This window comes from Janthinobacterium sp. NKUCC08_JDC, assembly GCF_019345575.1.
Taxonomy (GTDB): Bacteria; Pseudomonadota; Gammaproteobacteria; order Burkholderiales; family Burkholderiaceae_D; genus Janthinobacterium; species Janthinobacterium aestuarii.
This window is the reverse complement of record NZ_JAHKQW010000010.1, coordinates 214858-222312: the sequence shown is the minus strand read 5'-3', so window position 1 is coordinate 222312 and position 7455 is coordinate 214858. Positions and strand designations below refer to the sequence as shown.

At 64.5% G+C, this 7455-nt stretch carries 9 protein-coding genes; 3 read left to right on the top strand and 6 right to left on the bottom strand.

Features of this window, described 5'->3' with window-relative positions:
• Positions 1 to 552, bottom strand: a 552-nt coding sequence (locus KO538_RS21365) for a FimV family protein (RefSeq protein WP_374106871.1), incomplete at its 3' end; no start/stop codon positions are given.
• A gap of 172 nt (positions 553 to 724) precedes the next feature.
• Here KO538_RS21365 and fumC point away from each other — a divergent pair.
• The 3 genes from fumC to KO538_RS21350 all read left to right on the top strand — a co-directional run bounded on the left by fumC (position 725) and on the right by KO538_RS21350 (position 2846).
• The gene (gene fumC, locus KO538_RS21360; protein WP_219329572.1) at positions 725 to 2119 is read left to right on the top strand and encodes a class II fumarate hydratase; all 1395 of its coding nucleotides are present in this window, start codon (positions 725 to 727) and stop codon (positions 2117 to 2119) included.
• Between the two features lie 95 nt (positions 2120 to 2214).
• Positions 2215 to 2436, top strand: coding sequence for an RNA-binding S4 domain-containing protein (locus KO538_RS21355; protein WP_035825476.1), 222 nt, complete (start codon positions 2215 to 2217; stop codon positions 2434 to 2436).
• Between the two features lie 125 nt (positions 2437 to 2561).
• Complete coding sequence (locus KO538_RS21350; RefSeq protein ID WP_034759786.1) at positions 2562 to 2846, top strand: hypothetical protein; 285 nt, start codon at positions 2562 to 2564, stop codon at positions 2844 to 2846.
• A gap of 4 nt (positions 2847 to 2850) precedes the next feature.
• On the opposite strand, the gene KO538_RS21345 is transcribed toward KO538_RS21350, so the two are convergent.
• The 5 genes from KO538_RS21345 to KO538_RS21325 all read right to left on the bottom strand — a co-directional run bounded on the left by KO538_RS21345 (position 2851) and on the right by KO538_RS21325 (position 7416).
• Positions 2851 to 4470, bottom strand: a complete 1620-nt coding sequence (locus KO538_RS21345) for a DUF692 family multinuclear iron-containing protein (RefSeq protein ID WP_219329571.1) — start codon at positions 4468 to 4470, stop codon at positions 2851 to 2853.
• Positions 4471 to 4487: 17 nt separating this feature from the next.
• On the bottom strand, positions 4488 to 4790 hold the full coding sequence (locus KO538_RS21340) for a DUF2282 domain-containing protein (protein WP_034759794.1): 303 nt from the start codon (positions 4788 to 4790) through the stop codon (positions 4488 to 4490).
• Positions 4791 to 5054: 264 nt separating this feature from the next.
• On the bottom strand, positions 5055 to 5255 hold the full coding sequence (locus tag KO538_RS21335) for a YjfB family protein (protein ID WP_034759798.1): 201 nt from the start codon (positions 5253 to 5255) through the stop codon (positions 5055 to 5057).
• Between the two features lie 57 nt (positions 5256 to 5312).
• Positions 5313 to 5849 carry a molybdopterin-guanine dinucleotide biosynthesis protein B gene (gene mobB, locus KO538_RS21330; RefSeq protein ID WP_034759803.1) on the bottom strand — a complete coding sequence of 179 codons (537 nt, stop codon included), beginning with the start codon at positions 5847 to 5849 and terminating at the stop codon, positions 5313 to 5315.
• A gap of 94 nt (positions 5850 to 5943) precedes the next feature.
• On the bottom strand, positions 5944 to 7416 hold the full coding sequence (locus KO538_RS21325) for an alkaline phosphatase family protein (RefSeq protein ID WP_219329570.1): 1473 nt from the start codon (positions 7414 to 7416) through the stop codon (positions 5944 to 5946).
• Between the last annotated feature and the right edge of the window lie 39 nt (positions 7417 to 7455).

The window sequence follows — 7455 nt, the reverse complement described above, 5'->3', positions numbered from 1 at the left end:
CACGAGGCCCTCGGCGCGCGCGCGGGCCGCCAGCGCGGCGGCGTCGGGCGACGGCGCGACGGGTACAGGACGTGGTAACGGCAACGGCGCTGGCACGGGCGCCGGAACGGCAGGCCGAACTGGCGCACTGACGGGGGCGGCAGCGGGCGGCGCCGGCGTCAGCCACAAGGTCCCAAGGCGCACGACGGCGCCGCTGCCATTGCCCAGCAATAAATACAGATGCACGTGGCCCGCCTGGATCGCTTGCCGGGTGCTCACGCGCACATAGTGGCGTCCACCGCGTTCCAGCGGGCTGATCGTCAATGTCTGCAGGGCCGGATCCATGCCGATGCCGCCACCGCGATACACATCGGGCGAGGCCAGGCGCACGGCCACGCCGCTGGCTTCCTCGGGCGCCAGGGCCGTCAGTTCGATCTCGGCCAGCAGGGGCTGGCCCACGTGCGACAGCACCGCCATCTCGCCCAGTTCGGCCGCGCCCGCCACAGACGGCAAGGCCAGGCTGGCGGCGGCGCACGCGATCAGGGACCAACGGGGAAAGATGCTGCTCTGCATGGACTGATCGCTTTGATAACAAGATAGATAATGGGGACTCGCCTGTCTTTAACGGCAGGAAATCGCAAAAATATAGATGGACTATGGCAAAAATGATGCAATACAGCATCATCCTGTGCAGTTTTGACGCCTGGAGTACACTCGATCCACCTCTATCGATGAAAGGGATGTCATGAGTAGCAGAATCGAACGCGACAGTTTCGGCCCGATCGACGTACGCGCCGACCGGCTGTGGGGAGCGCAAACGCAGCGCTCGCTCGAGCACTTCCATATCTCCACGGAAAAGATGCCGCCTGAACTGATCGCCGCCCTGGCCACCGTCAAGCGCGCGGCCGCCCACGTCAACCTGGACCTGGGCTTATTGGATGGCAAGAAAGCCGTGGCCATCACGCAGGCGGCCGACGAAGTACTGGCCGGCAAGCACGACGCGGAATTCCCGCTGGCTGTCTGGCAGACGGGCTCTGGCACGCAAAGCAATATGAACATGAACGAAGTGCTGGCCAACCGCGGTTCCGAGCTGATCGGCGGCTTGCGCGGCGCCGAGCGCCTGCTGCATCCGAACGACGACGTCAACCTGGGCCAGTCCTCGAACGACATCTTTCCGACCGCCATCCACGTGGCGGCCGCCCTGGCCGTCGCCAACACGGTCTTGCCACCGCTGCGCCAGTTGCGCGCCACCCTGGATGCGAAAGCGACGGAATTTGCCGACATCGTCAAGATCGGCCGCACCCATTTGCAGGATGCGACGCCACTGACCCTGGGCCAGGAATTTTCCGGCTACGTGGCGCAGCTGGACTTCGCCGAACACATCATCACGGCATCGTTGCCGCCGCTACTGCAGCTGGCCGCCGGCGGCACGGCCGTCGGCACGGGCTTGAATGCCCATGTGGAATTTGCCGACCGCATCGCGCAAGAACTGGCGCGCCTGACGGGCCAGCCGTTCGAAACGGCCAACAACAAGTTTGCCGCGCTGGCCGCCCACGACGCCCTCGTTGCCGCCCATGGCGCGCTGAAAACCCTGGCCACGGCCCTGATGAAAATCGCCAACGACGTGCGCTGGATGGCGTCAGGTCCCCGCTCCGGCCTCGGCGAAATCACGATCCCCGAAAACGAGCCGGGCAGCTCCATCATGCCGGGCAAGGTCAATCCTACCCAGTGCGAAGCGCTGACCATGCTGTGCTGCCAGGTGTTCGGCAATGACGTGGCCATCACGGTAGGCGGTGCCTCGGGCAATTTCGAGCTGAACGTCTTCAAGCCCTTGATTGCACACAACTTCCTGCAAAGCGCGCGCCTGCTGGGCGACGGCATGCGCAGCTTCGACGAGCATTGCGCGCACGGCATCGCGCCGAACCGCGAGCGCGTCGCCGAACTGATGGAGCGTTCCCTGATGCTGGTCACGGCGCTGGCGCCGCACATCGGCTACGACAAGGCGGCGCAGATCGCCAAGCAGGCCCAGCACGAAGGCACGACCCTGAAGGAAGCGGCGCTGGCCCTGGGCTTTGTAACGGAAGAGCAATTCGGCGCGTGGATCGTGCCCCTGGAGATGACGCGCCCCAACAAAAGCTGACTTCCACCCTGCATTGCTGGCGGCTTCAGGTAAACTACGAGTTAGTTGAGGTCGTCATCAAGTGTTGAAAACACATCATTGCAATAAGGGATACAATGCAAAAAGTAAGCTTTGATTTAACATCCGAGTTCGTCGAGCTGAACCAGCTATTGAAGCTGGTCGGCTTGTGCGACAGTGGTGGCGCAGGCAAGGTCATGGTCGATAGCGGCGTGGTAAAGGTCGATGGCAAGAAGGAATTGCGCAAGACCGCCAAGATCCGCGCCGGCCAGGTCGTCAGCGTGGGCGATATCCGTATCACGGTCGTCGCTCCAGTCTGACCCCGGCATGGGGCGCGAAAGCGGCCCCATGCGTCCAGCCAGCACCCCGCCAGCCGGCTGCCTGCATCAAGCTGCAAACACGTCGTTATTGCCAGATAAAATATCGATTGCAGAAGGGGAGCGCCATGGACCATCCTGAACAAGGTACGCGCAGCCAGGAACGCCTGATCGGCGACTTGCGCCAGGTCATAGAAAACGCGGAAGAATTGCTGCGTAACACAGACAAATATACCAGCAGCCTGTACCAGAGCGCGCGCGCCAGGCTGGAACTGGCCCTCGTCGCGGCCACGGCCGAGCTGGCCCGCTTTGAAGAAGAGCAAGTGACGCGCATGATGGATGCCACCCTGGCGGCGAATGCCCTGTACCGCGATCAGACGGGCGAAGCGCGCCTGCTGCGGGCTTTCGAATAAACCGTTACGCCGTCAACACCGCATGCGCCAGCCACTGGCGCAAGTGTGCGGCCAGGTCGAATGCCGGGTCCAGCGCGAACGCCGCATCGAGCGCGGCGCCAAACGTCTGCCCCTGCCGCAAGGCCAGCAAGGCCGCATGCGCGGCCGCATCGAGTATCAGCACCTGCGCCTTCCATCGTGTCCGACAAACCAACGCGTAGCTGGCCACCTGCATCTCTTGCGGAAACATCCCCTGCCCGTCTCCCTCCTGATGCGCCCGCCACAGGGCCGCCACTTGCCAGTTCGATGCCAGCAAGGCGCAAGCGGGATGCAAGGTAAAACGCCGCGCTTCCAGTTGATCGGGATGCAGGGCGGCCAGCGACTCGGACGCCAGGCCCTGCGCATCGGCCGCGTAATGGGCCAGGTGCACGGCCCATTCCAGGCGCGCCATGTCCGGCAGGTAGGGCAAGTCGGCCACAGGTGGAAAACTGCTCAGAAAATCGGCGAAACGCTCGCCAAACTGATTCAAATCAGCGCTATCGGATGGCATCTTCCGGCCATACGCGCGCGCCAGGCCGCCAAAGAATGCCTCGCCCACCAGCGCCAGCACGACGGGATAGATGTGGCCCAGGGTGCGGCGCCAGGTGGCGCTCAAGTTGCCGCGGTACAGTGAAAAACGCTCCAATACCGCCTCTCCCGCAAACGATGGCAGGGCTGCCGCAATATCGAGCAAGGCCGTGGCAAACGCTTGCTGGCTAACCGCCAGCGCGTCAGGCGACACGGGCGGCGGGGACGGCAGCGCCGCTCCCTGCCATGGTGGCTGCGGCGCATGGCGCGCCAGCATGGACTGCGCCTTGTCCGCTTCTCCCAGCAGGATATCAAGCGGTGGCAAATCCGTATCCCATTCGACGAGGGTGGGAATGGCGCCAAAGCGCAGCAAGGCGGCCGCATACAAATCCCAGACGGAATCGGCGATGGCGGCGCCGTGGTGGTCGATCACGGCATGCGGCGTCAGCAAGTGGCCGCCCAGGTGCAGCTCGCCCACGCTGCCCGGCGCGATGGATTGCATGGCTGCCAAGGCGTCTTCGCCGTGGTTGCACTGGTTCACATACAGATTATTGATATCGAGCAGCAGCCCGCAGCCGCTGCGGCGCGCCAGTTCCGCCAGGAATTGCGCCTCGCTCATGGCATCGTCGGCAAAACGCAGATAAGTGGAGACATTCTCCAGCAAGATCGGCCTTTTCAGCACATCCTGCACCCGCCCCACTCTGGCGCACAGCAAATCGAGGGCGGCGCCATTCAAGGCCAGCGGCAACAGATCGTTGAGTTGCTGCTGCGCCACAGCGCCCCAGCACAGGTGTTCCGACACGATAGCCGGCTCGATGCGCTCGACCACGGCGCGCACGCGCTGCAGGTGCGGCTCGGAAAAGCCGTGCGCGGAGCCCAGGCCCAGGCCCACGCCATGCAAGCTGATCGGGTAATCCTCGCGCAGGGTCTGCAGCACGTGCCAGTCCCAGCCGGACGGCTGCAGATAGTTTTCAGTGTGCACTTCCAGCCAGCCCACCCTGGGCCGGCGCGCCAGAAAGTCGCGGTAATGCGCGGCGCGCAGGCCGACACCGGCAAGCGCCTGGATGGGCGGCGGCATGGGCAGGCGACGGACGCTTAGGGCTGCGTGGCCGGTTTGGCAGCCTTGCCAGCCTTGATGGGCTTGACGGAGCCGCCCGCCTGTTCGCACGTACCCTTGGCAACATAGGTCCATTCCGTGGGCAGATTGTCCGCCTCGGCCTGGCCTGCGCAGGAATGCGCGCCATCGGACGAGGCGCAATCGTTCTGCCCCGCCTTGGCCACGCCATAGCATTTTTCCTTGTCGCCGGAAGCGGGACCATCATGCGCGGCCGCGTTGATGGTGGCGCCGGCACAGATGCCCGCGAGGGCGGCGGCGATGAGAGCTTGACGTTTATTCATGGGAATCCTCTTGCTGGGTCAAAGTAATCGATAAGTAATCATTCAGTCACGGCACGCCCCTGGCTGCACGATGGGCAACGCGAGGTGATGGACGTCATTCTACTGAATCGGCCGTGCCATGGCGAACCATGTTCAATCAGTCAAGCTAGCAGTGGTGGGAAGGAAGGCGAAGGAAGACAGACAAAAACGCCCACGCGCCACCGTCGATGACGGTGGTGTGGGCGTATCGATGGCGAGCGCCAGACGGGCGCCGCGCGACTACGCTCAGGCTGTCGTGTTGATGCGGTTACCGAGGTGAGCCGGCAGGCTAGGCGCCGCCTGTATCGGTGGCAACGCTGCCAGCAAGGCAGTGGCAGTCGAGCTTTGGATATCCTGGGCTTTTTTCAGGACAGTCAAGCCAACGGCTTGCCGTGTGCCTGTCTCCGCCATCGTGGTTGACAGTTGAGCAATGCTTCCGACGTCCATACGTTTCTCCAATGAGGTTCTACCCTTGTTAACGGATGCCGCCGGCAAACCTTTAGCCTATTTTTCCAGCTTATTTTCCAACTGCAGCAGCAACCAGGCCAGCACGTGCTCGCGCGCATTCAAGTCCAGCCATTGCACGCCCTCGCGCAAGTTGGCCGGCGCCGCGCTGTCGGAGGCGACGGCGATCACATGCGGGTCGTGCGGATACAGGGGCGCCTGCCCCACTTCCGGGCGGAACACTTCCAGCTTGGGGATGGGATCCGTCTTGAAACCCTCGACCAAGGTCAAGTCTGCCGGCCCCATGCGGGCCAATTGCTGCGCCAGGCTCGGCTCGGGCGCGCCGCGCAGCTCATGCACGATGGCAAAACGGTACGGCGACGCCACCAGCACTTCCGCCGCCCCCGCCATGCGCAGGCGGGCACTGTCCTTTTGCGGCGGTTCCAGCGCCAGGTCATGGTGGCTGTGCTTGACCAGGTTGACGCGCAAGCCGCGCGCCGCCAGTTCCTTCACCACGAATTCCAGCAGGGTCGTCTTGCCGCTACCGGAACGGCCGATCACACCGAGTACCGGGTGGGCGGGCATCGCATCGTGCATGGTCACTCCTTGTTTGAGAAGGAGTGATTATACGCAGCCCCACGGGCGCGACCGCCGGCGCAGGCACCGCGCATTGCCCAAGTCACCACCCAAGTCAAGCGGCTCCGGGTTTTCCGCCATTCCCGGCACTGGCGGGCGCCGGTGTGCCGCCCTGCCGCCGGCGCCTGCCCGCCGGCTTCGGCACTGTCGCGCCCGCCGTTTTACTCGCCGTTTTACTATTTCCCGCCTGCGCATTCCTGGCCGTGCGCGCCAATTGCCGGTGGGCGGCGATCGCGCCCGCCTCGGCATCGGACAGGAACGGTACGGCGGCAGCGGCCGCCACTTCGCCGTCAGGCTGGCAAGCGGGCGCCAGCGGCGTAAAATCTTGCGCCCGCACATCCGCCTCCCATGCGGCGCGCTGCGCCAGCACAGCAGCGGGCACGGCAGGCGCCGCGCGCGCTTGTGCCAGGGTCAGCACGGCGCCCAGGCCGCTGGCGGCCGCCACGCGCGCGCCCATCTGGGGCAAGGCGCCATCGGCGGCGCGGCAAAAGCGCTGCAGGATGGTTTTGATGATCGACGTGTGGTCGACCACCTCGTGGCTGACGCTGCCCGGCGCGATCAGCGGCGACACCAGCAGCATGGGCACGCGCACGCCGTACTGGCGAAACGCGGGATCGTCATCGATGGCGGGACCAGGCGGCACATGATCGAAAAAGCCGCCGTGCTCGTCATAGCTGAGGATCAGCAAGGTGCGCGCCCAAGCCGGCCCGCGCGACAGGGCCTGGTAGACCTGCGCCACCAGCGCCTGGCCGGCGCGGATATCGGCCGGCGGGTGGTCGTCATTCTCAAAAAAATGCGGATCGATCCAGCTGACCGAGGGCAAGGCGCCCGCCAGCGCATCGCCGATGAAACCATAGCGGCGCGCGCTGGAACCAAACGGCTCGTACAGCTCGGACGAACGGTAATGGTCGTCCGTCAGCGCCAGGCTCCAGGGTTTCCAGGCGGAATAAAATTTCCAGCTGACCTGGGCGCGGTCCAGGTGGCGCACGAAGGATTTGTTCGTGTACAGGGGCACGCGCTTGCTGTCGCGGCTGCCGGCCGCCTTGCCGCTGATCGCATACAGGCGGTTGGGCCAGGTGGCGCCCGGAACGGAGCTGTAGCAGCGGTCGCAGACGCAGAACTGCTGCGCCAGGAAATCGTACATGGGCAAGTCGGATGCATTGTAATAGCCCATCACCAGATCGATGTCGGGATCGCCCGGATGCGTTTGCGCATAGTCGTCGACAAAGCCGCCATTATTGTTCTGCAATTGCTGCGCCACCGACATGCCCGTATGCGACGGGTCTTGCTGCGGGCCAAACGCCGTGCGCCGCAAATGGTGCACGGGGTAGCGCACGCCCGCATGCACGTTGGCATGGCCGGCCTGCAAGCCGTCGATGTCGGCACGCCCGCCTTCCAGGCTCAGGTAGCCGAGCATGTGATCGAACGATCGGTTCTCCATCATCAGCACGACGATATGGTCGATGCGCGCCAGGTTTCCCAAGCCATGCGCATCAAAAGCACCCTCACCCGCTGCGGCAGCAATCATCGGAACTCCCCGGCCACGCACACGGTCGCAGCGACCCTG